This window comes from Mesotoga sp. H07pep.5.4, from assembly GCF_003664935.1.
GTDB classification, from domain to species: Bacteria; Thermotogota; Thermotogae; order Petrotogales; family Kosmotogaceae; genus Mesotoga; species Mesotoga prima.
The window spans coordinates 106,322-133,161 of sequence record NZ_JFHM01000031.1 but is presented as its reverse complement, the minus strand read 5'-3'; the positions used below and the strand labels follow the sequence as shown (position 1 = coordinate 133,161).

General features: G+C 46.1%; 29 protein-coding genes and 1 pseudogene. 21 read left to right on the top strand and 9 right to left on the bottom strand.

Going from position 1 to position 26,840, the window contains the following annotated elements:
• Position 1 precedes the first annotated feature (1 nt).
• Genes Y696_RS13110 through Y696_RS13070 form a run of 9 tightly spaced genes read left to right on the top strand, consistent with a single transcriptional unit; the run spans position 2 to position 8,440 of the window.
• The gene (locus Y696_RS13110; protein WP_006487303.1) at positions 2-1,255 is read left to right on the top strand and encodes a LeuA family protein; all 1,254 of its coding nucleotides are present in this window, start codon (positions 2-4) and stop codon (positions 1,253-1,255) included.
• Complete coding sequence (gene buk, locus Y696_RS13105; RefSeq protein WP_006487301.1) at positions 1,252-2,292, top strand: butyrate kinase; 1,041 nt, start codon at positions 1,252-1,254, stop codon at positions 2,290-2,292. Before Y696_RS13110 ends, buk begins: the two co-directional genes overlap by 4 nt.
• Before the next feature lie 10 nt (positions 2,293-2,302).
• Entirely contained in the window at positions 2,303-3,205 is a 903-nt protein-coding gene (locus Y696_RS13100; protein ID WP_039882257.1) for a phosphate acyltransferase, read from the top strand.
• A gap of 10 nt (positions 3,206-3,215) precedes the next feature.
• Positions 3,216-4,046: a sugar phosphate isomerase/epimerase family protein gene (locus Y696_RS13095; RefSeq protein ID WP_006487297.1), complete on the top strand. Its 831-nt coding sequence runs from the start codon at positions 3,216-3,218 to the stop codon at positions 4,044-4,046.
• A complete protein-coding gene (locus Y696_RS13090; RefSeq protein WP_006487295.1) occupies positions 4,043-4,768 on the top strand; it encodes a GntR family transcriptional regulator in 726 nt (241 codons plus the stop codon). The genes Y696_RS13095 and Y696_RS13090 overlap by 4 nt, the downstream gene beginning before the upstream one ends.
• A 2-nt stretch (positions 4,769-4,770) precedes the next feature.
• Complete coding sequence (locus Y696_RS13085) at positions 4,771-5,070, top strand: UxaA family hydrolase (RefSeq protein WP_014731974.1); 300 nt, start codon at positions 4,771-4,773, stop codon at positions 5,068-5,070.
• Between the two features lie 9 nt (positions 5,071-5,079).
• Entirely contained in the window at positions 5,080-6,255 is a 1,176-nt protein-coding gene (locus Y696_RS13080) for a UxaA family hydrolase (RefSeq protein ID WP_039882256.1), read from the top strand.
• Positions 6,252-7,355, top strand: a complete 1,104-nt coding sequence (locus Y696_RS13075) for a M20 family metallopeptidase (protein ID WP_006487292.1) — start codon at positions 6,252-6,254, stop codon at positions 7,353-7,355. Before Y696_RS13080 ends, Y696_RS13075 begins: the two co-directional genes overlap by 4 nt.
• A gap of 2 nt (positions 7,356-7,357) precedes the next feature.
• Positions 7,358-8,440, top strand: a complete 1,083-nt coding sequence (locus Y696_RS13070) for an Ldh family oxidoreductase (protein ID WP_121510752.1) — start codon at positions 7,358-7,360, stop codon at positions 8,438-8,440.
• 26 nt (positions 8,441-8,466) lie between these two features.
• Here the strand turns inward: Y696_RS13070 and Y696_RS13065 are convergent, their stop codons facing one another.
• The 9 genes from Y696_RS13065 to Y696_RS13025 form a co-directional block, all read right to left on the bottom strand.
• A complete protein-coding gene (locus tag Y696_RS13065; protein ID WP_014731970.1) occupies positions 8,467-8,769 on the bottom strand; it encodes a hypothetical protein in 303 nt (100 codons plus the stop codon).
• Positions 8,770-8,805: 36 nt separating this feature from the next.
• On the bottom strand, positions 8,806-9,369 hold the full coding sequence (locus Y696_RS13060) for a hypothetical protein (protein ID WP_006487289.1): 564 nt from the start codon (positions 9,367-9,369) through the stop codon (positions 8,806-8,808).
• A gap of 145 nt (positions 9,370-9,514) precedes the next feature.
• The gene (gene smpB / locus Y696_RS13055; RefSeq protein ID WP_006487288.1) at positions 9,515-9,958 is read right to left on the bottom strand and encodes an SsrA-binding protein SmpB; all 444 of its coding nucleotides are present in this window, start codon (positions 9,956-9,958) and stop codon (positions 9,515-9,517) included.
• 202 nt (positions 9,959-10,160) lie between these two features.
• Complete coding sequence (locus Y696_RS13050; protein ID WP_006487287.1) at positions 10,161-11,273, bottom strand: Xaa-Pro peptidase family protein; 1,113 nt, start codon at positions 11,271-11,273, stop codon at positions 10,161-10,163.
• 36 nt (positions 11,274-11,309) lie between these two features.
• A complete protein-coding gene (locus Y696_RS14535) occupies positions 11,310-11,567 on the bottom strand; it encodes an antibiotic biosynthesis monooxygenase (RefSeq protein ID WP_213919006.1) in 258 nt (85 codons plus the stop codon).
• A gap of 53 nt (positions 11,568-11,620) precedes the next feature.
• On the bottom strand, positions 11,621-12,979 hold the full coding sequence (locus tag Y696_RS13040) for an 8-oxoguanine deaminase (protein ID WP_006487284.1): 1,359 nt from the start codon (positions 12,977-12,979) through the stop codon (positions 11,621-11,623).
• 32 nt (positions 12,980-13,011) lie between these two features.
• Positions 13,012-15,834: an AAA family ATPase gene (locus Y696_RS13035; protein ID WP_121510751.1), complete on the bottom strand. Its 2,823-nt coding sequence runs from the start codon at positions 15,832-15,834 to the stop codon at positions 13,012-13,014.
• A complete protein-coding gene (locus Y696_RS13030; protein WP_259459961.1) occupies positions 15,831-17,048 on the bottom strand; it encodes an exonuclease SbcCD subunit D in 1,218 nt (405 codons plus the stop codon). Before Y696_RS13030 ends, Y696_RS13035 begins: the two co-directional genes overlap by 4 nt.
• Positions 17,008-17,433, bottom strand: coding sequence for a PPC domain-containing DNA-binding protein (locus Y696_RS13025; protein WP_006487280.1), 426 nt, complete (start codon positions 17,431-17,433; stop codon positions 17,008-17,010). Before Y696_RS13025 ends, Y696_RS13030 begins: the two co-directional genes overlap by 41 nt.
• A 163-nt stretch (positions 17,434-17,596) precedes the next feature.
• Between Y696_RS13025 and Y696_RS13020 the strand changes: the two genes are divergently transcribed.
• The 12 genes and pseudogenes from Y696_RS13020 (at position 17,597) to Y696_RS12970 (ending at position 26,832) form a co-directional block, all read left to right on the top strand.
• Positions 17,597-18,163, top strand: coding sequence for an isoprenylcysteine carboxylmethyltransferase family protein (locus tag Y696_RS13020; RefSeq protein WP_006487279.1), 567 nt, complete (start codon positions 17,597-17,599; stop codon positions 18,161-18,163).
• Between the two features lie 21 nt (positions 18,164-18,184).
• Positions 18,185-18,601, top strand: coding sequence for a secondary thiamine-phosphate synthase enzyme YjbQ (locus Y696_RS13015; RefSeq protein ID WP_006487278.1), 417 nt, complete (start codon positions 18,185-18,187; stop codon positions 18,599-18,601).
• Positions 18,602-18,746: 145 nt separating this feature from the next.
• Positions 18,747-19,121: a hypothetical protein gene (locus Y696_RS13010; RefSeq protein WP_006487277.1), complete on the top strand. Its 375-nt coding sequence runs from the start codon at positions 18,747-18,749 to the stop codon at positions 19,119-19,121.
• Between the two features lie 248 nt (positions 19,122-19,369).
• Positions 19,370-20,149: a MetQ/NlpA family ABC transporter substrate-binding protein gene (locus tag Y696_RS13005; protein WP_006487276.1), complete on the top strand. Its 780-nt coding sequence runs from the start codon at positions 19,370-19,372 to the stop codon at positions 20,147-20,149.
• An 11-nt stretch (positions 20,150-20,160) separates the two neighbouring features.
• Positions 20,161-21,150: a methionine ABC transporter ATP-binding protein gene (locus tag Y696_RS13000; protein ID WP_006487275.1), complete on the top strand. Its 990-nt coding sequence runs from the start codon at positions 20,161-20,163 to the stop codon at positions 21,148-21,150.
• A complete protein-coding gene (locus Y696_RS12995) occupies positions 21,150-21,782 on the top strand; it encodes a methionine ABC transporter permease (RefSeq protein ID WP_121510750.1) in 633 nt (210 codons plus the stop codon). The genes Y696_RS13000 and Y696_RS12995 overlap by 1 nt, the downstream gene beginning before the upstream one ends.
• Before the next feature lie 190 nt (positions 21,783-21,972).
• On the top strand, positions 21,973-22,137 hold the full coding sequence (locus Y696_RS14120; RefSeq protein WP_006487273.1) for a hypothetical protein: 165 nt from the start codon (positions 21,973-21,975) through the stop codon (positions 22,135-22,137).
• A gap of 31 nt (positions 22,138-22,168) precedes the next feature.
• A pseudogene (locus tag Y696_RS14530) lies at positions 22,169-22,567 on the top strand (UPF0158 family protein); the annotation flags it as partial.
• Positions 22,533-24,155 carry an OPT/YSL family transporter gene (locus Y696_RS12985; protein WP_121510748.1) on the top strand — a complete coding sequence of 541 codons (1,623 nt, stop codon included), beginning with the start codon at positions 22,533-22,535 and terminating at the stop codon, positions 24,153-24,155. The pseudogene Y696_RS14530 and the gene Y696_RS12985, both read left to right, overlap by 35 nt.
• Before the next feature lie 30 nt (positions 24,156-24,185).
• Positions 24,186-25,289, top strand: a complete 1,104-nt coding sequence (gene pgsW, locus Y696_RS12980) for a poly-gamma-glutamate system protein (RefSeq protein ID WP_121510747.1) — start codon at positions 24,186-24,188, stop codon at positions 25,287-25,289.
• Entirely contained in the window at positions 25,286-26,389 is a 1,104-nt protein-coding gene (gene pgsB, locus Y696_RS12975; protein WP_121510746.1) for a poly-gamma-glutamate synthase PgsB, read from the top strand. Before pgsW ends, pgsB begins: the two co-directional genes overlap by 4 nt.
• The gene (locus Y696_RS12970) at positions 26,389-26,832 is read left to right on the top strand and encodes a poly-gamma-glutamate biosynthesis protein PgsC/CapC (RefSeq protein ID WP_006487263.1); all 444 of its coding nucleotides are present in this window, start codon (positions 26,389-26,391) and stop codon (positions 26,830-26,832) included. The genes pgsB and Y696_RS12970 overlap by 1 nt, the downstream gene beginning before the upstream one ends.
• Positions 26,833-26,840 lie beyond the last annotated feature (8 nt).

The following is a 26,840-nucleotide window of genomic DNA, read 5'->3' as shown; positions in this document are numbered from 1 at the left end:
CATGAAACCAAAAGACCTTGAGTACATGAAATTGAACGGAACGCCATACTTCGACGATTCCCGTTGGGTCTGCCCTCTAAACTACGAAAACAAAATAAGGGGAAAAGACGCAAAAGACAGTATCTACATACACGATGTCACTCTCAGAGACGGTGAACAGACCTGTGGCCTTACATGGAACGAGGATCAGAGGGTAAGAATAGGGGTTGCACTTAACGAACTAGGTGTCAAATCCATAGAGGTGGGAATGCCGATTGTATCGGATGAGAACAAGAGAGCAATAAGAAGGCTAGTCGATATGAAGCTCGACTCAGAGATCGTTCCCTTTGCAAGGTCTTTGAAAAAAGACATAGACGAGTCTCTTGATTGTGGTGCTACCCGGGTGGTTATTGAGCACGCAGTTAATCCTTATGACAATGAACTCGTGTATGGAGTCTCCCCCGAAAAGCTCGTGGACAGAGTAGTTTCGGCAATACTTTACGCAAAGGAACAGGGCATGAAGCCTACTTTCATGGGATGGGATGCGACAAGATCTTCATTCGACTACGTTCTTAAGATATTCACAGAAGTGGCTAAGCAGGCGAAGCCGGAAAGTATGGTCTTCGTAGACAGTTTTGGTGTCGCCTCGCCATTTGCAATCGAATTCATCTTCTCTGAACTTAGAAAGGCTATTCCCGACATTCCCTTTGAATTCCACGTACACAACGAATTTGGCCTTGCAATGGGATCTGTTTTCGCCGCAGTGAGGGCAGGCGTATCGGGCATTCATAGCTCAATAAACGGCCTTGGCGAAAGAACCGGAAACGTGGCCACCGAGGAAGTGGCTGCCGGTCTTAAGCTGCTAATGGGCATAGATACCGGTATTGATCTATCGAAAATCGGCTACACTTCAAGACTGGTTGAGGACATCTCGAAAATTCAGGTCGCAAACAACAAACCCGTCGTAGGCAAGCGCCTTTTCTGGGTTGAATCAGGCATTGTAGTCGATGCAATAGACAAGTTGAATAAAGCAGGAATAAACGCAGCAATGACTCCGTACCTCCCTTCGCTGGTCGGTATGGGAGAAATACAGGTCAAACTTGGTGCCTTCAGCGGCCAGGCAAGCATAAAATACTGGCTGAAGAGACTCGGAATAGAGGCTAATGAAGATCAAATTGAAGAGCTGACGGAAATCGTTCGAAAAGAAGGCCGCATTAGAAACACAGTTCTTGAGATCGATGAATTCAAGAGGATAGTGGGAGACTTCATGAAATGAGCCTGATTCTTGTAATAAATCCGGGATCCACATCAACAAAGGTTGCGGTCTTCAGGGATACTGAAGAAGTATTCAAAAAGACTATTCCACTTGATGACGACATGCTTGATCTTCCTCTCTTTCCCGATCAGTATACAATAAGGAAGCGACAGATTGTAAAGGAACTTGATTTAAACGGGGTGAGACCTTCCGATTTAGCCGCCGTCGCAGCACGGGGCGGTCGGCTGAAACCTCTCGAGTCAGGCGTATATAGGGTTAATAAAGAGATGGTTGATGATGCCAGGCGCGGACTCCAGGGAATGCACCCGGCAAACACAGCAGTAGTCATAGCATCAGAAATGGCCGAGGAGTTTGGAATCCAGGCGTTCACTGTCGACCCGATAAGTGTTGATGAACTGGCCGAGTGGGCGAGATACACGGGAATAAACGAAATAAGAAGAAATTCGCTTTCGCACGCGCTGAACATGAAGGCTGTCGCGAGAAAAGCAGCGACAAAACTGGGCAAGAATTATGAAGATGCCAAGCTTATAGTTGCTCATCTTGGAGGCGGATCCTCGGTGAGCGCTCATTCGAATGGGAGGATGGTAGATCTCTATAATAGCGATAAAGAGGGACCCTTTTCTGTGGAAAGAGCCGGCGCGTTGCCCTCCCATGAACTGGCGGAGTTTGCTCGAGAGCGGGACGACTATCTGGACTACCTAACTCACCGGGGAGGACTATTCTCTCACTATGGAATGCGCGACGTCGAAAGTATAGCAAGAAGGGTAATGAAAGAAGAAATCGACAGCGCCCCTCTCGAAGCATATATCTATAATATCGCCAAGTATTCTTACAGCCTTCTAGCAGTTTTTGATGGATTTCCAGATGCTCTTGCCTTGACAGGCGGCGTGGTGAAATGTGATTTCGTAAGGGAGAGGCTTCTTTCCAAACTCAAGGGGTTCAGAGTCCTTCTCTTCCCTGGCGAATATGAGATGGAAAGCCTTGCGGAAGGAGCCCACAGAGTTATTAGCGGATCTGAAGAGGCTCTGGATTACTGAGGTGAGAGAGATGATTAGTTCCCTTTCCGTTTTTACGCATAAAGTAAAAGACCTGGACAAAAAAATAAGGATACTCTGCGTTCAACCACATGATAAATCAACCGTTGAAGCAATAAGGTCGATCGCCGAATCGAACAGCAAGATCGAAGTGACTATGTACGGTAGTTTCGAAAAGATAAGCGAGATTACACCAGCAGAATTCTTGAAGGAGGTTCAAATAGTTGAAGGTGAGACGGAAGAGGAAAACGCATCACGAGCGGCAGGCTCGGTAAATGGGGAAACGCCAGCCGTCTTGATGAAGGGAAACATCAATACGGCGGTGTTTCTAAGAACTTTATTCAGGAGCGAAAATGTAAAGACTGCCGGTAGGTTGATAAGCCATATATCCTGTATGGAGATTCCGGAGCACCCAAAACTACTCTTCATAACGGATGGAACGGTAAACGTAGCTCCTGATCTGAGAGAAAAAGCTGAGATACTTCGAAACGCGGCAGGTTTTGCGAGATCGATAGGCCTGAAATGTCCTAAGATTGCAGTGATTGGTATCAACGAGAGAATATCGGTAACTAATAGAGATCTCATTGAAGCGGCCGTACTTTCGAAAATGGCCGAGAGGGGCGAGTTTGGAGAATGTCTTGTGGACGGACCAATGCCTCTCGATACGGCTCTGAAAAAGGAGGCGGCCCTGAATAAGGGGATCCAGTCGGAAGTGGGAGGGGATGCCGATATTCTAGTCTGTTCAAATCTCGAATCGGCGGCAAATCTTATAAAGGGACTTGTCCATCTGGGCAAGTCGAGAACTGCTGGTCTACTTATTGGAACGGGATTTCCAGTCGTTCTCACTTCGAGAAGCGACGACGAATTTGCGAAAATGGCGTCTCTTTCTATAGCAATTGTCAGCGCAGCGGGATGAGGTGAGCTTTATGGCAGTGAGTTTTATGGTAGCCAATGACGATATTCCGGCCGGCGCAAAGGTTACCGGCCTGACGGGGAGGCTTGAAGAAACGATTCCGGCGTTAGTCGAAGCCGGGTTCAGATTCTTTGAACTTATGATTGCCGATCCAGGCAAAGTAGAGATAGAGAAGGTCAAACGTCTGGAGAGGGAGCACTCCGCAAAATGTATATTTCTTTGCACCGGGGAAATGGCAGGAACGGCCGGTCTCTATCTGAATCATATCGATATCAGTGAGAGAAGAAGAGCTGTCAATTCATTCATGTCGGCGGCGAGAAAGGCTTATGAACTGGGCGTAGATCTAAATATCGGGAGACTGAGAGGTGTTATATGGTCGGATGGCCTTCAGAAGTCCCTCGACCGGCTGGCCGAGTCTCTTACAGAGATCGATACTTTCGTTAAGAATGAACTCGAAGGGCTTTCAGTTCTAATTGAACCTCTCCGGAAGGTGGTCTGCCCGATTCTGAACAACTGTCAAGAAGCCGCCGATTTCTTCGAGACGAGAGGGCTTAGCAGTTATGGTATTCTCGTCGATTCGGACCATTTTAATGAAGAGGTGGACTCTTCATTTGTGAGCTCTAATATTGGATTAGTGAAACACGTCCACCTTGCCGATTCCAATCACAAACCTCTTGGCCAAGGAACGATAGATTTTCACAAATTCCTCAACTTGTTGACACAGTCCGGATATAGAAGAAACTTCAGTGTAGAGGTCTTCTGTGATGAAGATCAGATCGAAACCCTGAATGACACCAGAATCTTTTTGAGAGAGTTGTCTCTTCTCAAGGAGGGATCGTTTTGAATAGATCGGCAGACACAAACCATTTTCATGGAATCCAATACCAACTTTACAGATCGATCAGAAACAGCATAGTAGAGCTGGAAATTCCCCCAGGTTCGAGGCTTACGATAGATCGGCTGAAGAGAATCTACGGGGTTTCTTCAACTCCAGTCAGGGGGGCTCTCCACAAACTAAAGGAAGACGGTTTGGTAGCACCTGGAATTGCAAAGAGTTTCTACGTTAAGGAGATTCTTGAAGAGGATGTGAGGAAGCTCTTCCCAATAAGACTTGTGCTGGAGAAGCTTGCGTTGAGTGAATCGATCTTTCGCATCGATAGGGAAACGATATCTAACCTAATAGTGAGAATGCGGAAGCATCTTGCGGAACCGGAAGAGACAAAGAATAACGTCCCATATGACATAGATTATAGGTTGCACAGAGAGATTTTGAGCAACTGCAACAATGAATACCTGATTGAAATGATGTCCAAAATCTCGATTCTCATTACGAGAATGCGTAACGTTATAAAGTACTATCTTCTTGAACAGCAGAAGGATTGGATCATCTGCGAAATGGAGGAACACTTCAAGATCGCTCAAGGAATTCTCGAGGGAGACCTGGAAAAGGCCTCGAACGCACTGGAAACTCATCTGATACATTCAATGGGTATGATTTGTTCTATTCTAGGATCAAACAACGTTGAATATACTGCTAGAGGAAGCTTTGTTGAATTGGAGGATTAACGATGAAACAGGCCATCATGCTATCCGTTAACGACAATGTCGCTACGGTGCTCGAGAAAGTCGCTAAAGGCGAAGAGATCGAGATGAAGGGCACCTCTCAAGTGGGAACGATAGTTGCAAAGGAGGAAATTCCTTTCGGGCACAAAATAGCCGTTAGAGACATCAGAAAGAAAGAGAGAATAATCAAATACGACAACAAAATAGGTGTAGCAACTGCAGATATAGCTACTGGTCAGCATGTTCACATCCAGAATGTTGCTAGTGAAAGAACCGAGATCAAAGAGGGAGGTGAACGGGCTTAAGCCGAAACCATGGAGACTTTCAAGGGGTACCTAAGAAGTGATGGAAGTGCAGGGGTCAGGAACCACGTTTTAGTTCTGCCAAGTGTTCTCTGCTCGGCAAATGTTGCAAGAAGAATTTCGTCCGCGGTTCCCGGATCGGTTGTGGCAAGCCATAACCAAGGCTGCGCACAACTTGGCGACGATTTCAAACAGACCAGAAGGACATTGATAAATACTGCTCTGAACCCGAACATAGCCGCCGTTCTCGTAGTCGGGCTAGGATGTGAGAGAGTCTCTCCTCACGAGCTTAGAGACATAATTCAAGATCATGGCAAACCTGCCGAGGTAATCATGATCCAGGACTATGGAACCGTTGAAGCAATAGAAAGAGGAATAGCGATTGTAAAGGATATGGTGAAGGAAGTTTCCAAAATCGAACGCAAAGAAGTTTCACTGTCATCGCTTGTATTGGGAATGGAATGCGGGGGTTCTGACTTCTCGTCAGGTCTTTCCGCCAATCCGGTAGTAGGTCAGGTAGCCGACTTTTTGGCGAAAAAGAAAGGAAGGGTAATACTATCTGAAACCACTGAACTGGTAGGCGCGGAGCACTTGCTCTTCGAAAGAATGTCTGATGAGTCCATGAAGCAGCGGTTCACCAAAATGCTCCAGAGAATGATTGACGAAAGTCTCAAGAACAGTCGCGATGTAGTTGACAAAGAGAACGTTCCTAACAACATCTCTCCCGGAAATGTCAGGGGAGGTTTGACTACTCTCGAAGAAAAGTCTCTCGGAGCCATGATAAAGGGAGGTAAAGTCCCCATTGTTGGTGTAAAAGAGTATGGTGAGGTAGTTGATGCTGAACCCGGTCTTTATCTTATGGATACTCCAGGATATGACGTTGAATCCGTTACTGGTATGGTGGCGGGCGGAGCAACAGTCGTGCTCTTCACAACAGGGCAGGGGACCCCTACCGGCCACGCGATAGCCCCGGTCATAAAGATTACTGGAAACCGTCAGACCGCAAAAAAGATGAGTGACAATATCGACTTCGACTGCAGCACGATCATCTATGGGGAAGAGACTCTGGAAGAGAGTGGAAGGAAGTTGTTCGATCTTGTATTAAGGATTGCAAACGGTGAACTGACAAAAGCAGAGGTTCTGGGGCAGGATGATTACTCGATCTGGAATGTGGGAATCAAATTATGAAATTGGGCGATAAGGAACTCGAAAAGCTTCTGCTAGAGCTTTGCAGCGCAAATACAACAAATCCTCCTGGAAACGAAGATCGAGCCGTTGAGATTCTTCAGAGAGTGCTTGTAGACAGGAACGTTCATATTGAGATACAGAAAGTCGCAGAGAATCGCTCAAATCTTGTCGCAAGACTTCAAAGAGACCAGGCCTTACCTTACCTTCTCCTGTCCGGTCACATGGACGTGGTACCGGCCGGATCAAACTGGGACTCGGATCCCTTCAAACCGGAACTTGTAGACGGCAAGTTGTTTGCGAGGGGTTCAGCAGACATGAAGGGCGGGTTAAGCGCGCTAACTGCAGCTCTAATAGATCTTTCGGAAGACAGCGATTTTTCTGGGAATGTTGCGCTCGTTGCGACCTGTGATGAAGAAGTCGGCTGCTCAGGGATACGCCATTTTCTCGAGCATCAAACCTTTGACGTTTCAGGCGTAATCATTGGCGAGCCTACCTCCTTGAGACTTGCGACAGGTGAAAAAGGGGCGATATGGCTTAAACTGAAATTCAGAGGCAAATCAGCGCACGGTTCGCAACCGCAAAACGGAATCAACGCAGTTACAAGGCTTTTCAGTGCCTACACTGAGCTTTCTCAGGTTCTCGGGAAAATAGAAGGGCTTACTGAGAGCCTGAACATCATTCGAGGTGGATCGAAAGAAAATACCGTTCCCGATGAGGCCGAATGTGTTATCGACATTCGTTTTGCAGAGAACACAGATTCTGCAGAAATCATCGCTCTGGTAGATTCCGTTCTATGCAAATACAATCAATCAGAGAAAATCATATTGCTCAGCAGGGAGTCTTTCTCCTCTTCCGGCAATCTCACCGAATCTGTTAAAGAAGTGCTTAAAGAGAAGGCTATGAACGCAGAAGAGCTCACGATGACCTATTTTACTGATGGCGCCTTTACTGCATCGCAAGGGATTGAGACGGTAGTACTAGGTCCCGGAAGTCCCTCAATGGCACACAGGTCGAACGAATATGTGGAACTTGAAGAAGTTCATGTGGCCCGTAGGCTGTATTCAAAAATAGCAAGGAACTACTTTGAAAGGACTAGATAATTATGGGTAAACCCGTAGCATATGAAAACCTCAGGAAGCTCTGCGAAGAGATTCTTCTTTCCGAGAATTTCGGCATAGAGGCCGCTCATGAAATAGTGGACGTTTTGTTGGAAGCTGATTTGCGTGGCATTCCTTCACACGGTGTCGCAAGACTTGGTAGATACATTAAGGAAAGAGATAGCGGAAATATTCTGCTAGATTCCGAGCCATCGATAGTACATGATACTCCGGTTTCGGCCACAGTTGACGGTAATGGCGGTCCAGGACAATGTGTTTCCAACTACGCGATGGATCTTGCAATAAGAAAAGCGAAAGAATCGATGATTGGTCTTGTTTCAGTTAGAAACTCGAATCACTATGGCATCTCAGCCTATTATTCCGAAAAAGCGCTTTCAGAAAAGATGATAGGAATAGCAATGACCAACAGCTACCCTCTCGTCGTTCCGACTTTCGGGAAGGAGGCCGTTCTTGGCACAAATCCCTTTTCAGTAGCAATTCCTGGGCTGAAAAAGAATCTTATACTGGATATGGCTACTAGCGTTGTGACCAGGGGAAAATTAGAGGTTTACGATAGGGTGGAAAGAGATATTCCAAATGGCTGGGCAGTGGATGAAACAGGTAGAAACACAACCTCTCCCAGAAGGGTTTTGAACAACTTCAACAGTCGAAACCCCGGAGGTATTCTTCCTTTGGGAGGATCCGAAGAGGATTTTGGTGGTCACAAGGGCTATGGTATGGCCCTTCTCGTCGATCTCTTGTCTGCCGGTCTCTCTTTGGGTAGATGGAGTGCCGAAACTTATTCCGGCTCTCAAGCAGGTGTCTCTCACTTCTTCGGATGCTTCAGCCTGGAGCTCTTCGGTGATCGATCTTCCCTTATAGAACATCTCGAACACATAGTGGATGGGGTCGTTTCAAGCAAGAAGGCCGACGGTCATAACAAAATCTACTACCACGGAGAGAAAGAGGCTATGGCAAGAGAGAGAGCTGTGACTTCGGGCATAGATTTAGACCAGAAGACAAAAGACTCACTTGTCTCACTTGCGAAAAAACACTCTCTATCTATTCCCGTTGAGTTACTGGACTAGAACGAAATTTCAGAGCTGCTTAAATTCTAGAACACCAATACGAATACTAGCAAGGGTCTGAACGGAAGACGCTTGGTGAGACTGTAAGCGGAGATTATTCCGGCGAAATCGGCTATCAGGTCTCCGTACTCCGCCGTACCTTTCCCGGAAAACCAATCCCAGATTTCCTTTCCCACCCCGAGAGAGGCGGAGAAAACAAAACCGCCTATGTCACCCAAGAAGTAACTTGAAAGGCCATAGGCGGAATAACTTACAGAATAATGAATAAATTTGTCGTAACCCGTTACCGCTAAAGAAACGATAGAAAAAAGTAGAACAAAGACGACCAAAATAAACTCTCTCAAATAAGTATCTTTAGCCCCTGATCAGAACTCGTATAGCACTCCAAGTCCTACTGAGAAGAACTCGGGAAGTGGCCAGTAATCTCCACCCGGGAAATCACCTTCCTGTCGGGTCTGGTAATCCTTCACTCTATAGCCCCTTGCAAATCCGTTTAGGATGACCTTATCCGAAATCGGTGTCATAACCTGGAATCCGCCACCGATTGCAAGATGCGGCGCTCCGAGATCGAGAATTCCGATCTCCCAACTCTGTTCTCCGAAGTTGGAATCCTGGACGGAACCCACACTTACAAGCAACCTCGCCTTGAGATTGAGTGTCTCGAAGATCTGGAAATAAATGTCGGCGTTGAAAAGCCCTATCTTATTGCTTGGATACCTGATTGCAGCCTGAGCACTCAGCATGGCCCCAATCTTATCAGTAAACGGAAGCTGAAGAGAGAGATCAAAGGCACCGGCACCCCATCTCTCGGGCTGATAAACTGGATTAGTTGCATTAATCCCAAAAGCACCACCTATAAGCGCTTTAGGCGTAGAGAAACCCAGTGAGACCGCAAAAAGGAGCAAAGCTACTAAAGCGACTTTCTTCATAAATACACCTCCCCTTAATTATTGCAAAGCTATTGGCGTTATTCGCAGTATAAGACAGATTGATTATACCACAACACTACTGAGGTTCAAAGCCATTATTACTGCTCTATTCGGAAGAAAAAAGACGTACAGAGACGTTCATCCATCACAGATCTGCCTGCTGCCTCATTCTTCTCTCGACATCTCTCTTTGCTATATCTTCTCTCTTATCGAATAGCCTCTTTCCCTTTGCAAGACAGATTTCGACCTTTGCCTTCCCTTTATCATTGAAGTATATTTTCAAAGGGATAATGGTAAGTCCCTTTTCCTTTGTCTTTTGGTCCAGCCTAAGAATTTCCTTTCTGTGCATCAGTAACCTTCTCTTTCTGCGCGGTTCATGATTCCAGACATTGCCGTGAGTGTATTGACTAATATTGCAGTCAACCAGAAATATCTCGCCGCTTTCGATCTTGCAGTACGCATCAATGAGAGATGCTCCACCTAGACGCAGCGATTTCACTTCGGTTCCTACGAGCTCAATTCCCGCCTCATACGAATCCATAAGGTGATACTGGAAACGCGCCTTCTTATTAGTAACAACCGTCTTCATAAGTACCCCTCCGTTCTTGCTGAACGGAATTTATTTTAGCATGAGGGCCCGACAATTTTAAAAAAGGGATCTTCAGAAGATCCCTTTATATGGTCCACTCTGTTTTTCAAGAGAAAACCATGCCCAAGAGATTCTAACCTCTTTTCTCGTTTCAAATTGAAAGACTTCAAGTCAATTGTGAAAACAGTTGTCACACTGGAAGTCAGACCTTGTCAACCAGGAGGATCGCCGGTCTTCTCACCGTCGAGCCGTCGAATTCGTACTTCAGTTCTGGCCAGGAACTGGTCTGGGGGAACGAAATATTGCTGTCTCCAAAATCTCCAATCAATACCGTGTCTTCGGACTTAGTTCCCCTTATTGTGGGATTCCATGCGACGGCATTTCCCCTCTTGAGAATAAAATCGCTCTTGAGATTGCCATGCACTTCTCTCGGCAGATAGCCAGCTACTCCACCCTGATGATGAAGCTTCCATTCCCCTCCCCTGCCAACGTGTTCGTAGGCCTCCACAAGCTTCTCAAAGACATTGGAAAGCCTCTCTCCCGGCTTTGAGGAATCGATTGCAACAGCATCCACAAAACAGTTCCGCTCGTGCTGAAGGCTGATCTCCTCCACAGGCTCGAACATGAACGATCTGCTGGACGAAACAATTAGCCCGCGCCTTCTGGCACAGATGCTTACAAATCCTCTCCTATCAAGTTTGACGTTTCGAGATAGGTTGTGCCTGTAACTTAGAGAACTGTCCTCGGAAAAGACAAGTGTCAGTATTGGTTCGATATCTCTCTTTGACATGGCTTCATAGAATAGACCTTGAACTTCGAGCTCGGTCATATGCCTCTTCAAACCCGGAATAATTGAAGAAAAGATATCATCACAATCTCTTCCGAGAGCTCTGTAGGTTTCTATCTCATAAACACTAAGGACTGTGCGCATTTCTGTTAGGTCAACGTATTCGCTGTCATACCTTCCGGTATCGGAGAGAAGCTTTCCTTTTAGCAGGTTGTCGATTAACCTCTTTTCACCATAAGTCTCAAACCAGTTGTACTCAAGAAATCCAAACTCACCCAGAAGCTCCTCGTGAAATTCGACTTCCTGTATCCTTTGCTTTTCAATATTGTTCGTGATAATGTAAACCCTGTCAAGTGTTACCAGAACCGATGCCTCGCCTTCCGTAGAATTTAGAGTAATATGACTCCTGGCTCCAAAAGTTACCCAAGAAAAATTGCAGCACTTGCTTATCAGAAAAGCACCGGCTCCTCTGGAAGATATCTCTTCCCTAAGACCATCAATTCTCCTTCTGAACTCTTCTATCAGCATTGAAACCTCCCTCCCGAACTCAGACTGCAACAGAGATCATTTCCAGTCTCTCAGCCTCTCAGGTTCTATTACTCTTGTTTGAGTTCCCCTGCGTGGTCTCTCCATGTACTCCTCAACTCTTTCCTTCCATTGCTTGTAATGATCTGTCCTCTTGTGATTTGCAGCTGCTTCCTCGGATTCATAGGCTTCATAGAGAAAAAAATGGGATGGATCTGCTTTATCCTGAAGGAAGTCGAATCTCAAATTACCCGGTTCACTTACAGACTTCTTGTGATTTTCACGAGTGGCTTCTATGAATTAATCTACAAACTCGCTCCTGACTTGAATATCAACTACTGTAACTATCATCAGTACTCCCCTCCGATCAGCTTCGAAGATATCTCGTTGTGTCTCTTTATCAAACCTGGAAGTTCACTATCGATTACCCTCCCGTTCTGGACACGGATCTTCCCGTTTACCATGACCATGTCACTTTTGTGCGGATCACAGAGAACGAGAGATGCAACAGGATCGGAGAGTCCCCCTGCCATAGACAGAGTATCAAGTCTAAAGGCAGCAAGGTCCGCCGATTTTCCAACCTCGACCGATCCTATGAAATCATCCATTCTCAATACCCGGGCCCCTCCAAGAGTCGCAAATTCAAGAACATCTCTGGGAGTGAGAGCATCGGCACCTTTCAAAACCCTTTGAAGCATCAGAGCATTTCTAATTTCGAGAAGCATGTTTCCCGTGTCGTTCGAGGAGCTGCCGTCGACGGCAAGACTTATTCTCATTCCAGCTTCCTTCATCTCTTTCACACGGGCAATTCCCGACCCGAGTCTCATATTGGATGAAGGACAGTGTGCCACTCCACAGTCGTTTTCAGAGAGTTTTCTAATGTCCTCATCGCTAAGCCATACTAGATGTGCGAACCAGCTGCGCCTGTTCAACCAGCCAACCTTATCCATGAATTCGACAGGTCTCAGCCCCTTTTTCTGTATGCAGAAGTCGTCTTCATCGCGAGTCTCCGCCAGATGCGTATGAAGAAGAACATCAAATTTCTCGGCCAGCTCTGCAGTTCTGATCATTGATTCCTCTGTAACTGAGAAAGGAGAACAGGGAGCCAGCGCTATCCGGAGCATAGCGTTTTTTCCTCTGTCGTGATACTTCTCTATAAGCCTAACTGAATCTTCAATTATCTCTCTTTCGCTCTGGACGACCGAGTCAGGGGGAAGCCCTCCATCTTTCTTTGAGAGAGACATCGAGCCTCTCGTGGGGTGAAACCTTACCCCAGTACTGCGCGCCGCCTCTATTTCGCTGTCGATGAACTCACTTCTTCCTTTCGGGTGAAGGTACAACATGTCGGTTGTTGTTGTAACCCCAGACATCATCAGTTCGTAAATTGCCACTTTGCTGCTCACGTATATCGCTTCATTATCGAGGTTCTTCCACCGCTCATAAAGGAAGACAAGCCAGTCAAACAATTTCGCCGATGCGACTTCCTTCACACTACGAAAGAGTGACTGATAAAAGTGATGATGAGTGTTGACGAAGCCCGGCAGAATGATTCTGCCGGAAAGGTCTATCTCTATATCCCCAGGAGAAGGGGTCCCAGTTCCCACATCTGTTATAACACCGTCCTGGACAACAACAAATGCATCTTCAAGTTCGTCTCTTTTTTCGTTCATGGTCACGAGATAGTCGATGTTTTTCAGTATTGTCTTCAAAGAACGCACCTCCGATTTACTGTGTCTCTAATTCATTCAGCGGGTTCGAGCCTTATAACTTTCTGTGCCATCTCAGAAAAGACATCGTCATGAGTAACTATTATAGATTGATCCAGCTCCCCGAATAATTCTCTTAGAGAGTGGGCAAGAAGCTCTTTCCTCTCTTTGTCAAGATTCGAAGTCGGCTCGTCGAAAACGGCAAATCTTGCTCCGCTCAGGATGCCAGTCATAGCTGCCCGCAAACAGAGTGAGACGAGAACCTGTTCACCCCCCGAGAGATTTGAAAAACTTCTTATGCTCCCACCTTCATATTCAGGTGCTTTGACAGATACCTCGTAGTCTTCGTTCCATCTTATTGTCTCTTCCATACCGGATATTCTCATGTAGTCCAAAGTAGCCTTCCTTTCGATCGCATCGCGAAAGCCGGCTGTGATTCTCTCTCCCGTAAGGTTGAGATTCTCCCTTATCTTTTCCGCAAGTTTGACCTTTTTGCCTATCTTCTCTATCGTTTTCTGCCTTGTTTTCTTCTGTTTTTCGATGTCGGCAAGGTTTTTAAGATCGGTTTTTGCCGACAGGAGATCTCGACCGATGGATACTGTCTCATCTCGTTTCAGATTGTATTTCTCTTCCACAGCCTTCTCTTCAATTCTAAGCTGCTCGAATCGTTCTGAATCGAAGGCCCTCTGGAGGGAGCTATACTCTTTTCTGATCTTAGAAATCGAAAGAGAAGTATTTCTGCACTTTTCAAGCGAGCTTTGACAAAGCGACGCGTACTCTTCAAGATAGCCTGCTAGGGTCGCAAACCTGTTGTAGTTCTCATAACCAGCCTTGTTCAAGGCCATTGTTCTTCTCGTTTCTTCGATTCGTGTGTTGAATTCCGGAAGTTTGTCGAGTTCCTTTGCATATTCTTCTAATGAGCTTCTCAAATTAGCTGTTTCCGTCCTTAGGGAGGCAATGGCTTTTTCGGTTTCCTTCTTCTCTTCATCCAGTATATTCCTGCCGATAATCAGTTCCTCGATCTGAGAGTCGATTCTCTTTATCTGATCGGCAAGCGAAGAGACCTGCTTATTTTGAAGTTCGAGTTCTGTCGAAGCTTCACGAATCTCCCTCTCGATTTCTTCACTCATTTGTTCGACTTCGGCAGGGACACCCGAAATCGATGAAAGCTCTAGAATGAGTTTTTTATGAGTTTTCATCAGTTTGCTCTTCTCTTCTTCAATCCTCGACTTCTCACTCTCTTTTTTCGCTCTTTCTTCAATCGCTTTTAGGGTCAGAGTCTTTTCCCCCAGGAGCTCGTTCAGCCTAGACGGAGTATCCTCAACTTTTTTTATCTCTTTCAAAAGCTCTCTTTCGCCTTCTTCAAGTCCTTTAATTAACTCCGCTATGTATCCTCCATAGTCTTCTCTGTTTTCGATGTTACGGCACCTCTCGTTCAACAACGGGCAGATACCTTTGGCAAGGGAACCCTCATACTCCTTCAGTGCCTTTTTTTGCGCAGATTTTGTCGTTTTTGCCTCGTTCAGCTTTTCCAGGATCCTGACTTCCTGATTTGTTTTCTCTATCTCTTCATCTATCTTCTGCAGAGTTAGGTTTAGCTCCTCAACGCTCTCCAAATTTTGGACGCTTGCCCATAAATCCTCAAGCGCATTGATGCGTCTCTCATTTTCTCTATATTGTTCATAGATCACTTTGAAAGCTTTCTTCTTCGAAACGCTGAGTTCGTAAGCCATTCTCTTCTTTCCCGACTCTAGCTCGGCGGCTTCTTTCTCTCCAATTAGCCCACTGCGTTCCATCTTCTGCGCTTCAAAACGCTCATCAATCTCTCTGAGTCTGTTGTTTTTGTTCGAAAGCGACTCCGTCAATCGGGTGATCTCGATCTCAAATTCTGAGATCTTCCTGCCGATTCTCGAAGATTCTTCAGCCAGACCTTCCAATCTCCTCTTTTCAGTATTGAGGATGTTCTCCTCCTTAAGAAGCTTTTCATACAGATCATGGGCCTCCCTTGATTCGTCGACGATTTCCTTCGCCCTCTTGGCTCTCTCTCTTTGTTTCAGATTGTTCTTTAGATTGCCCGAAGCGTCTTTCAGAGAGACAAGTTCTCTTTCAAGGCTGCTTTTTCGAGAGGCAAGTTCTCTGGAGACTTCTTCAAGACCGGTTTTCTCGCTTCTAATCTTTGTAAGAGTATCTCTTAGCGTATCCAATTCCTTCTTTGTAAGCGAAAGGTCCTTCAAGAGCTGTGCCATCCGTTCCTTGACTTCTTCTTTTCTTTCCAGTTGACTGTCAAGGATGGCAATCTCTCTTCGGAGAAACTCGTCTTCGTTTCTTAAATCGCTCACGTAGCTTCTCATGAAGTCCGTCGATATTTTTCTGTAGAGATCAACCTGGAAGACCCTGTTGAAGTAGTCCCTTCTGACTGCGGGGCTGCCGAGAAACTGGTCGGCTATCTTGTTCTGGAAAGCCACTATAACATTTTCGAAGGTCCTCGAAATGTCACCCTGAAGACCGCAGATGGTCCTTATCTTCTCTATGACGTTTTCCCTTCCTCGAGCTACCAGGAGCTCTCCCTGATAAAGCTCGTGGTTTGATGCATTACCAAAAACCTTTTCAACAACATATTCGAGTCCATCATCTGCAAGAAAGGCTACCTTGATCCTTGCCCTTCTTTCATTCCATCTAACGGCGTCCTCCTGCCTGTCGCGCAAACCTCCTCCGAAAAGCGCGAGTCCTATCGCTTCTATGATAGATGACTTACCGGAACCGTTTCTTCCAAGAATCAGGTTTATTCCCTTTTCGAAGGTCCCTGAATACCTGGAATGACTTCGGAAGTTCTCGAGATCGATCGAAGTTATTCTCAAGGCACATCACCGATAATTCTTTCCAGGAAGGAATCTACAGAGTCTTTGAAGAGATCGTATCTCCCTTCTTCTTGAAAGTGTTTCATTTTATCGATCGCGGCTACCAGTTCCTCTCCCTTAGCCCCAATCTCCTTCCACTCCTTTGAACTCATTATCACTTCTCTTTCGATGTCTCTCGCACTCATTGATCTGTAATCATCCAGAGTGATTTCACGATCAGTTCTCCTGACTTTCACGAATGCTTTAAGGGCGCCGCAAGACTCTATCTCTCTTTCAAGGCTCCCCTGATCAACATTGAAATCGCCGCGTCCCGAAACAGTCACCAAAACTATCGCACCTTGATGAATTTCATGGTTTTCTATGAAATCTGAAAGTCTTTCGTTTTCGTCCACTTGAACCGAGAACTCCTGCCTTTCCCTCCGATGTGAGTCGTGGAAATCGGCCGACTCTTTCTCCGTATCGAAAACGTAGAAGCCTTTTCTATCGTTTTCCCAGACATCCCAGTATTCAAGAGATCCGGGGACAAAGAAGAAGGGATCATCCGCAGGAAAAGCGAGCTGCGAATGAAGATGCCCTCCCCCTGCATAGATCACTTTCGATCGAAGGATATTCAGTGCTTCGGGCGTAACTAGCCCTGGAATAAAGCTATCGTTACCGGGCGCAGTGTGGACAAGCACTATGTTGTTTCTTCCACTCAAGATACTCGCGACTTTCGAAATCATTTCCTCTGCCAAAAAGCCCGGGTACCCAAGACCATAGACTTTGAACCCGCTGATCTCAACGTAGGGAAAGAGTATATCGTTATCCCCTTGAACTGGAGAAAGCAGTTCAAGGTACGCCGTTTCGTGAAGAAATCTGAGCCAGGATTCGTTAACGTTGAAGCTCTTGTCATGGTTTCCCTCTATCGCCAGAACCCTTATTTCACTCTCTTTAAGCCGGGAGAGAATATTTTGTGTCCGTGCAAGGGTATCTGGATTTATTTCTCTCTTGTCAAATAGATCACCGGTAATGAAAAAAGCATCGATGTTGTGAGCTACTGCCCAATCAACCACAAATTCAAAGGCATCGAAGTAGTCTTCGTATCTTGTATAAGAATAGGGGCTGTTGGGCGAGCCGATGGGTCTTCTCCCCAGATGAATGTCTGAACAGTGAAGGAATCTCAAATCAGCGAGCTCACTTTCTGAATTCCAGCTTTGATGTCTCGCTGCCGGCATCTCTGAAAAGCTTCAGTGTTCCGGTCGTGATTGCGAAGAGCTCAGTCGTGTTGCATACTGTCCCACCGAATAGGTGACCTCCAACTGTACTTCTTGAGGGACCGGAAAGCGTTACATGAAGATGTGGAAAGGGTTTACCTCCCTTGAGAGAGACATTACCCGATATGTGGAGAAGTTCATGAGGAACTGTGACAAGTTCCTTCTCGTATTGTTTAGAAACCGAGTTGAACCAACCGATCGTGAAGTCTCTCAACATACCGATTCCGCTAACGACTATAAGCGAATGGAGCCCATTATCGGAAAGCGTCCGAACGAATGTGTCTATGAAGTCCTCACCATCTTCGAATCGAAAGAGCAGTACACTCTCATCTCTTCCAAAAATCATCGAATCACCACCTATATTACGATTTTACTACATCTTTTTCATCTTACCGAACTCACAATCGATGAACCGCACATGGACTTCCCTCGGAGGTTTAAAAATGTCTCTCCTTCGTCACTCCCGATGATAGAATTGAAAAGTATTGTTTTCGCCTGGAGGTCCAATTATGTCTGGTCAGTTGCTTTTCTTCATCGTTCTCTTTTTCTGGGTTGGATTCGATATCTATCTCTTCTTCCTTCACAACAGGAAGATCAGCGAGAGACTCCAGGAGAAGCGATCGAAATACATCATGCTTGCCTTTGTTCTTTCGGGCATGTTCGGTGCGATTGCAGTCGATGGCCGTTCGAAGGAGGTCTTTCTCATGACTTTCCTTCCTCATAGATGGATAGGAGTGGGAATGATGATCTTCGCCGTCGTTATCCGTTTCTTCGTAGTGAGACAACTGGGCCCCGCCTTCGCAATTGATGTGGGCGCGCTTCCAGATCAGAAACTGAGAACCGACAGGTTCTACAAGGTCATTCGTCATCCGGCCTATGCAGCCGAGATCGTAGGTTTTCTGGGGCTTTCTCTGGTCTTCAACTATCCGTTGAGTTCAATCCTTGCTTTTGTCCTTCCAACAACCGGAATTCTTTACAGAATCTCTGTAGAGGAGAGGAATCTGAAAGTTATATTTGGAGAAGAATACAGAGAGTACTGCAAAAAGACCTGGCGTTTGATTCCCTATCTGTTCTGAACCAATCGGGAGGTGAAAGAATTGAAGTCTTACAGAAAGGAGCTTTTCTTCAACACAAAGATGAGACGAGAGATAATCAATATCACAGACGATGTGGAAGGCGCGCTTTTGGAAAGCGGGATCCGAGAGGGACTTGTGCTGGTAAATGCGATGCATATTACGGCAAGCGTGTTTATAAACGACAATGAGTCGGGACTCCATCAGGATTTCGAAAGGTGGCTCGAAAGACTCGCCCCGGAAAAACCATATTCTCAGTACGAGCACAACGGATTCGAGGATAATGCAGATGCTCATCTGAAGAGAACGGTAATGGGTAGAGAAGTTGTCATAGCAGTAACTGAAGGAAAGCTTGACTTTGGACCATGGGAGCAGGTTTTCTACTACGAACTTGATGGCAAAAGGCGAAAGAGAGTTCTGATAAAAATAATCGGTGAATAAGAGCTCAGGTTCAACGGTTTTTGGAGGCATTATCAGATAAACCGGCTTAAACATCTCCAGAGAGCTTCAAGTTCTTCTGTTTGGCTTTGCGAGTCTCCAACATGGATGTTATGTTAGTAATAACATTATTATGGAGGTGCTATCGATGAGCATCGGAGAGGCATCACTAGATTCTCGTTCTTTTAAGTTTTCGAACGAGGGTTCGGTAGATGTTACATCTTTTGCAAAGCAAGTGGGGATAAAGCTGCCCGTCGTGATTTCCAAGAACGTTTGGAATGAAATGGTGAAAACTGACGAAAACGCAAGAATGTATGGCCAGAACGAAGAGAAACGTCTGGAAAGTCTTCTTTCAACATTGAGGATGGAGTTGCTGAAGGGAAAAGCCAAGGATCTCTCATTCACTTTCTTTATATGCAAGGATCCGAAGACAACCAGTTGCAGGCTTTTGAAAGCCTGTTATAAGGATAAGGATAATGGGGAGCGCTACTTGAAGATTTGTACCTATGACGAGGCCAGTTGATTCAAGATAGATAATGAGCTATATTTTACATTAGCGACTTGCTTTGGAAAGAGTCATTAGGCTATAATGAGCTAAACAATTCACGAGGTTTGAATTATGAAGATGAATGTCAACAGAGGAAAAAACAGAATAGCTATGATGATGTACGGCAACGCCCTTGTTTCTCCGGGTGCTTAGCTGTACCTGAGAAAATAGAAGCGGGGCGTCTCAAGAGAGACGCCCTTTTTTTATATTCAGGAGGGATTTGAATGAAGAGACTGTTTGTGTTACTGGTTCTACTGGGAGTGGTGTTTGCGTTCGGTACGACGAAGATCAGGATAGGTGCTTCACCCGTCCCCCACGCGGAGATCCTTGAGGCTATAAAAGCCGACCTCGCTGAAAAAGGGTTCGATCTCGAGATAGTTGTGTTCAACGACTACGTGCTTCCGAACATTGCCCTTTCAACCGGCGAGCTTGATGCCAATTATTTCCAGCATCTTCCTTACCTTGTGTCCTTCGCTTCTCAGAGGGGAATAAAGGGACTGGTTTCTGCTAAGGCTATTCACGTCGAACCGATGGGGTTCTTCTTGAAGAAACCTCTTTCGGAGCTGGCTCCGGGCGACAAGATCGCCCTTCCAAATGATCCAACTAATGAAGGCCGCGCACTTATTCTTCTCCACAACAACGGACTTATACAGCTCAAAGATCCTACGAAACTGGAGTCGACAGTTCTAGACATAAAAGAGAATCCAAAGCAGCTAACTTTCGTAGAGATCGAGGCTGGATTCATTCCCAGAGTCTACACAGACGACAAAACGGTTGTCGGAGCCGTTATCAACACGAACTACGCCCTTACTATCAACCTCAACGCAATTACGGACGCGGAATTCATTGAAGGAGCCGAATCTCCTTATGCAAACATAATAGCCATTCGTGAAGTCGACAAAGACGAAGCGTGGCTGAAGGCACTAATTGACGCCCTGACAACGGAAAAGGTCAGAGTCTTCATTAATGAAAAGTACGATGGTGCCGTAGTACCGGTCTTTTGAGGCGCAGTGTTTTGATTCTAAGGGTCGAAAAGCTAAATCTATCTTTTGAAGACAAATCGGGAAAGAGAAAGATCCTCGATGATGTGAGTTTGTCGGTCGAAGAGGGAGAAATTGTGGGAATCGTAGGGTTGTCCGGAGCAGGGAAAACTTCTCTGCTCCGAACCCTCAACCTCCTGCAGCCTGTCGATAGCGGATCGATATTCTTCGACGGTCTTGACATCGTTGGACTGAAAGAGAGCGAAGTGCGAAATGTAAGAAAGAAGATTGGCGTAGTCTTTCAGAGCTTCAATCTGTATCGGTACAGGACTTTATATCAGAACATCGCCTTTCCTCTGAAGATTCAAGGTGTCTCAAAGAAAGAGGTAGAAGAGAGAGTAATGAATATAGCTACAGAGCTTGGCCTGGAACACAGGCTGAGAGCCTATCCTTCGCAGTTATCTGGGGGTGAACAGCAGAGAGCCGCAATCGCTCGCGCTCTCGTTATGGATCCAAAGATGATTCTTCTCGATGAGCCCACTTCGGCTCTCGATCCAAAGACGACTTGCAGACTGCTCGATCTCGTCGTAAGTCTCAATGAGAAACACGGCATCACTTTCGTCGTTGTTACTCATGATATGGATGTTATCAAAAGAACCTGCGACAGAGTTGCATACCTGCAGAATGGAAAGCTGGACTTCTTCGGACCAACCCATGAGTTCTTCGTCAAGATAGAAAACAATGAAGTGAGTGACTTCGGTAAGCCCCTGGAACTAGAGAAAGGTTTACTTTCGGCTAACAAGAAGATCCTTAGAGTTCTTTTCTGGGGTACACGGACCCACGAACCCGTTCTCTGGAAAATCGCAAAAGAGAACGATGTGATGATAAATATCCTCTATGGAAAGATAGAAGAATTCAAGAACGGTCCCTTTGGAACTCTAATTATCGGTGTCGAGGGCGAGAAACAGGATCTCTTCGTCGAAAAGCTAAGGGAATCCGTATTCTTCCTTGAGGAGGTATGCTGATGCTATCTCAGATTTTTGACGCAACTCTTGAAACTCTTTACATGCTACTTCTCTCGGGATTTCTCGCTACTTTTCTTGGCATTCCCCTCGGGGTGGGATTGTACCTGTGTTCGAGATCTCGCGGGCTTAAAGGGCTTTACGCTTTGTTAGATCTCTTGGTGAACATTTTTAGATCGATTCCGTTCATTATTCTTGTTCTGCTTTTGATTCCCGTTACTAAACGAGTCATGGGCACGATAATCGGGCCCAACGCAGCAATATTCAATTTGACGATTGCGGCTATCCCATTCATGGCAAGGCTTTCCGAGAATTCCTTCAACGGCGTTCCTTCTGGAATCATCGATTCATCAAACTCGATGGGACTGAATAGATGGCAGATGGTCACAAGGGTTTTGATTCCGGAAACGCTGCCCGATCAAATTGGAAACGTAACCGTACTACTGATCAATCTCGTCACCTACACGGCAATAGCGGGGGCCGTAGGCGCTGGTGGGCTGGGTCAGCTGGCAATCAACTATGGTTACTACAGGTTTCAATGGGACGTAGTTCTTTATGCCGTTATCGTTCTCGTGGCAATCAGCCAGCTTCTTCAGTTCACTGGAGGCAAGCTGGCAAAAAGATTACGAAAATAACTCCGGTTCACATGTTTCAGAAGATTTCTAGATTAGAACTGCACCTTTCGTGCTCAGGCCAGGATGTTGTAAACTGGTATCGGGCGAAGAAACTGCACAAAAACAGGAGTCTACTGAAAAGAGTGTACAACAATGAAGGGACTGCCGATCGACATCGATACGCAAGTTAATTTGATGGAGATAGACCGTCGTGAGTACGATGTTAGCGTATCACGATACAGGTACCGGAAAGGCAGTCTTCTATGAAGGAGACTTTTTCCCTGACAAGTTGGCAAACTGTGAAGCTGAAAGAGAAGAGATAATTGAAGACCTCTTGAAGTACGCGTGGATGCGAATCGAAGACCTTTATGTTTAATTACGACTAGTTTTGCGGCGATAAATCGGAGAGATTTGAGGCTATACAGTGGATAACTTCAAGAGAAAAATACAAACTCATCGAAGGATTCGTTTTCACTAGAGTAGAGGACAGCATCCGGGATGAAGCCAGTTACGAGATTTCCGGAGGAGATTTATTTTCGAAATTCCGCATATCTCTCGAACATCACAGCGATCACAAAAACGCTTGGCTTAAATTCCAGAGCGAAATCTTGAGAAGGATTGCATTTGAGTGGCTAAATTGCTTTGGAATAGATCCGACTGATCGTTCTGGACTGCAACCGCGGTTAGCCGTTATCTATATCGTAAAGAGACTTGATATGAACGGAAGACTTGACCGAGTGTTACTCATTCGATTTACAGGAGGGACAGAGCGTGAAAAACGGTGGAATGTCGCTGGAAAAGGGTAGTTCAAAACAGCTGACTATTAGAAGCCTTGTAATCGGAGGATTTGGTTCGGTAGTAATCACGACCAGTTCCATGTATGTCGCCTTGAGGATGGGTGCTCTTCCCTGGCCAACGATATTCGTTGCAGTAATGTCCCTCGCAATATTGAAGGCGCTTGGAAGAACCAATCTGAACGAGATAAACGTTACGCACACCGCAATGTCGTCGGGAGCAATGGTAGCTGGTGGTCTGGCTTTTACGATTCCCGGAATCTGGATCCTTGAGGAGACGTCGACAGTGGGGTTTCTTTCGTTGTTGATCGTCACCTTATCCGGCACTGTTTTGGGTGTCGTATTCACTTCGCTTATCCGACAGCATTTCGTGGAGAAAGAGAAGCTGCCTTTTCCCATGGGTGTGGCATCATATGAAACGGTCGTTGCCGGTGACGAGGGAGGAAGGAAAGCAAGGTATCTCTTCTCCACAATGGGAATTACTGCAGTCTTCGTCGCTATAAGAGACGGGTTGGGCTGGATCCCGGCTGCCTGGTCTTCTGCATGGCTCTATTCGAAAAACATCTTCTTCGGCACGTGGATCTCGCCCATGGCAGTTGGAATTGGTTATATAATCGGTCCCCTATTTACCGGTGTTTGGTTTCTCGGAGCGGTTCTTAGCTACTTCTTCGTTATCCCCGTAGGAGTCGCACTTGGCTGGTTTGAAGATGTCGCTAGTGCCGCTGCGTTCAAAGACAGCCTAGGAATAGGGCTAATGGTTGGAACTGGACTGGGAATTCTTATAAAGGGAATCCTCCCTCGAGCAAAGGAGATATATGGGAGATCGCAGAAGCGTGAAAAGGGAAGGTTAGGAAGGAAACTTATACTCGCTCCTATCTTTTTTGCCGTGGTTGCCGTATTTCTGACAACATTGACGGAAATGACGCTAATTCCATCTCTCCTTACGATTGTTGGAGTTTGGCTTACAACGGCAATGGCCGCTTCGATTACCGGGCAGTCTGGTATCAATCCGATGGAGGTCTTCGGAATAATAATTCTCTTAGGGGTAAAGGTAGTGTCAGATATCGGCACCATTGAGGCCTTCCTCGTCGCCGGAGTTGTCGCAGTGGCTTGCGGACTCGCGGGAGATGTACTCAACGATTTCAAGTCCGGCTACCTCTTGAAAACTGATCCCAAAGCTCAGATCATAGCCGAGACGGTCGGTGGAATAATCGGTGCAGTTGTGTCGGTTATTGTCCTGTTTATTATGTTCAGGGCCTATGGTACAATGGGTCCAGGAACGGAGCTTCCAGCACCACAAGCGTATGCCGTTTCTACAATGGTCGGTGGTCTTCCCAATACTCCGGCTTTCTTCTTCGGTCTTATGATTGGAATACTGATTTATCTGATTGGACTCCCCGGGATGACCCTGGGAATAGGAATGTATCTTCCCATGGAGATATCGTCTGCCGCTTTTCTGGGAGGCATGATAAGTCTTATCTCCGTAAAGCTCAATCCGAAGTCGAAAGAGAACGGTCTGGTCATATCGTCTGGTCTTCTTGGAGGAGAAGGGATTACAGGGGTGGTTCTTGCGATTATCAGAGTGCTTACAGGAAGTTGACATTTTCGTCGATATGTTTGAGGAGTTGTTTTGAAGAGTTCTCATGTTTTACTCACAGTCCCTTACAGCCGAGCCAACATTTCTTTGAAGTGGTTGCTGCTCGGCGCAATGATCGGGGTGTTCGGTTTTTTTCTGGTTGGTCAGTCAAGACAAAGGATAGAGTCCCCGTATTACGCGGATCAGGTTGCCGCGGCTCGCCTAATGGCTTCATCAATAGAAGAACTTTCCAGATTTCGTGAATCACTTGGTATAGAAATCGATCCCTCAGTCGACCCTAACTTGACAGGCCTTATAGGTCCTGAATTCACCGAAATTACAACTACTCTCGGCAATCTTCAGGCTAAGAGAACTTCAACGAACCCGGATTTTGCGGCCCTTATGGTTAAGTTCTTCAAACAACTGAATCTTGAGAAAGGTGATCCGGTAGCTATCGGTGCAAGCGGCTCCTTTCCGTCTCTTCTACTTGCGACGCTTTGCGCCTGTGAGACATTGGAGCTCCAACCGTTTGTGATTTACTCGATAGGTGCCTCTGAACACGGTGCAACTCACCCGGAGTTCACATTCGTCCATATGCTGAATCGCCTCGTAGAAGTCGGCCTGCTCAGAGATAGTCTCATTGCCGTTTCACTTGGAGGCAACTACGATACAGCAAGCGGGATGTTTTTTCCGGGCGCGCGCGAACTAATGACCAATATCGCTCTGTCTTCCGGCAAGACTTTCATCTACGAAGAATCTCTTCAAGAAAGCATAGACAAACGTCTGGAGATCTATATCCAGGAGGCCGATGGGCTTCCTTCTGTTTTCGTAAACGTGGGCGGTGCAGCGCCGAATTTCGGCAATTCACTTATTGCGACAAGTCTCGATAACGGTTTGCTTACGGCGTTCAGTTCGATACCTGATGGCGATGAAAGAGGACTGATCTTTGAGTTTGCCGAACTCGGAGTACCGGTGATCCATCTCCTAAATATCAGAGATCTTGCTCTGGATAACGGAATTCCGATTGATCCAGTCCCATTTCCCGAACCAGGAGAAAGCGGCGTCTTTTTTGTTGATAGTTTCTCTTTGCCTCTAATAATCGTCTTTCTGTGCCTGATGGTTCTCTGTATCGTTGTGGGACGGGTGATTCATAAATGATCAACATAATTCTTGCAGGAACTGCACTTTTGATTCTTCTTTCAGCCCTGTTGGCTGAAAACGTAATATCTAGAAAGCGCAGGTCGCGGCTCAAGGTCGTCGTTCAGGTAAACGGAACTAGAGGGAAGAGTGAAACCGTGCGGTTAATCCATGGCGCGTTAAAAGCCAACGGGTTTAGGGTTCTTGGAAAGACCACAGGGACTGTGCCTCTGTGGATTACTCCAGAGGGGAAACACGTAGAGATAATTCGCCATGGCCCCGCAAACATACAGGAGCAGTTTCTCGCGCTCAGAAAATCCCGGCGCGACAAATGTGACGCACTTGTTGTCGAATGCATGGCCATAAAACCCGAGATGCAACTGGCAAGCGGAAGAATACTCGATGCAGACATCACGGTAATAACTAACACGTTCCCAGATCACATCGAAGAGATAGGAAGCACTGAAGAAGAAACGGCTAGTGTTCTTTCCTTATCAATTGCGCCGGGAAAGGCCTGTATCGTAGGAAGTGTGTCGCCCGAAGCCTATGAAAAAGTTAGGAAGACCTGCGAGAAAATCGAAACAAAATTGATTGTTGGGGCTACATCAACAGAATACCTCTCCGGGTTCAAATTCAAACCCCATGACGAAAATCTGTCGATCACAATCAAAGCTGCAGAGCTTCTCGGGCTTGACAGATCGCTGGCTATCGAGGGAATGAAAGAGGTTCTGCCCGATGTGGGAACTTTCCGGTACTTGAAGCTCGGAGGTAAAATGGGAAATGCCGTTCTTGCAAACGCCTTTGCTGCAAACGATCTACACTCTACTTCTCTTCTTCTGGAAAAAGTGATGCGGGACTTTCCAGAGAAAGAGATTATCGGGTTCTTCAATTCCAGAGATGATAGGCCCGATAGGGCTGCAATTTTCGAAACGATGATCAGGAGTTTCGATAGAACAATAGTTAAAGGACCCCTTCCAAGAAGGATTTTAAACAGCAAGAACGTAGAGAAGCTAGATGATCCGAGTCAACTGGATTCGCTTTTAGACGGAAGCGAGCTTGTGTTTGGATTCGGTAATATTCGTGGCCTGGTAAACTGGCTGAACGGTCTGGAGGAGATTTAATGAGTCCTGCTTTGTTTTCGATTGGAATAGTTATAAGTACTGCATTCTGGTGGGTGACGGGATTGTCTGCAGGTGGACTTGTGACTCCAGTCTATCTTTTCATTTTTATGGAACAACCGTTGAGACTTCTCTACACCTGGGCGGTTGGCCTTGTTACATTTCTCATCCTGAATCTTCTCCAGAGATATCTGATTCTCTACGGCAGAAAGAGGATGGCTCTTGGCATTGTTCTAGGTGTTTTCGTCAAACTCTCTCTGGATACCTTTCTGATGCCCAATCTTCCAGTCGAGCTGTTTTCAACCGTAATAGGCACGATTGTTCCAGGGCTCATCGCTAATGACTTCTACAGGCAAGGAATTATAAAGACTTCTCTTTCACTGGCCTTCGTAACACTGCTCCTTTGGTTGATCGATACATTGATAAGGACAGTAATGGTTATCTAGCAGTCATA

Coding starts and splice junctions, on each gene's coding strand:
- Y696_RS13110 (WP_006487303.1), top strand. CDS start 2: ATGAAACCAAAAGACCTTGAGTACATGAAATTGAACGGAACGCCATAC.
- buk (WP_006487301.1), top strand. CDS start 1,252: ATGAGCCTGATTCTTGTAATAAATCCGGGATCCACATCAACAAAGGTT.
- Y696_RS13100 (WP_039882257.1), top strand. CDS start 2,303: ATGATTAGTTCCCTTTCCGTTTTTACGCATAAAGTAAAAGACCTGGAC.
- Y696_RS13095 (WP_006487297.1), top strand. CDS start 3,216: ATGGCAGTGAGTTTTATGGTAGCCAATGACGATATTCCGGCCGGCGCA.
- Y696_RS13085 (WP_014731974.1), top strand. CDS start 4,771: ATGAAACAGGCCATCATGCTATCCGTTAACGACAATGTCGCTACGGTG.
- Y696_RS13080 (WP_039882256.1), top strand. CDS start 5,080: ATGGAGACTTTCAAGGGGTACCTAAGAAGTGATGGAAGTGCAGGGGTC.
- Y696_RS13075 (WP_006487292.1), top strand. CDS start 6,252: ATGAAATTGGGCGATAAGGAACTCGAAAAGCTTCTGCTAGAGCTTTGC.
- Y696_RS13070 (WP_121510752.1), top strand. CDS start 7,358: ATGGGTAAACCCGTAGCATATGAAAACCTCAGGAAGCTCTGCGAAGAG.
- Y696_RS13060 (WP_006487289.1), bottom strand. CDS start 9,369: ATGAAGAAAGTCGCTTTAGTAGCTTTGCTCCTTTTTGCGGTCTCACTG.
- smpB (WP_006487288.1), bottom strand. CDS start 9,958: ATGAAGACGGTTGTTACTAATAAGAAGGCGCGTTTCCAGTATCACCTT.
- Y696_RS13050 (WP_006487287.1), bottom strand. CDS start 11,273: ATGCTGATAGAAGAGTTCAGAAGGAGAATTGATGGTCTTAGGGAAGAG.
- Y696_RS13030 (WP_259459961.1), bottom strand. CDS start 17,048: ATGCCGGCAGCGAGACATCAAAGCTGGAATTCAGAAAGTGAGCTCGCT.
- Y696_RS13025 (WP_006487280.1), bottom strand. CDS start 17,433: ATGATTTTTGGAAGAGATGAGAGTGTACTGCTCTTTCGATTCGAAGAT.
- Y696_RS13020 (WP_006487279.1), top strand. CDS start 17,597: ATGTCTGGTCAGTTGCTTTTCTTCATCGTTCTCTTTTTCTGGGTTGGA.
- Y696_RS13010 (WP_006487277.1), top strand. CDS start 18,747: ATGAGCATCGGAGAGGCATCACTAGATTCTCGTTCTTTTAAGTTTTCG.
- Y696_RS13005 (WP_006487276.1), top strand. CDS start 19,370: ATGAAGAGACTGTTTGTGTTACTGGTTCTACTGGGAGTGGTGTTTGCG.
- Y696_RS12995 (WP_121510750.1), top strand. CDS start 21,150: ATGCTATCTCAGATTTTTGACGCAACTCTTGAAACTCTTTACATGCTA.
- pgsB (WP_121510746.1), top strand. CDS start 25,286: ATGATCAACATAATTCTTGCAGGAACTGCACTTTTGATTCTTCTTTCA.
- Y696_RS12970 (WP_006487263.1), top strand. CDS start 26,389: ATGAGTCCTGCTTTGTTTTCGATTGGAATAGTTATAAGTACTGCATTC.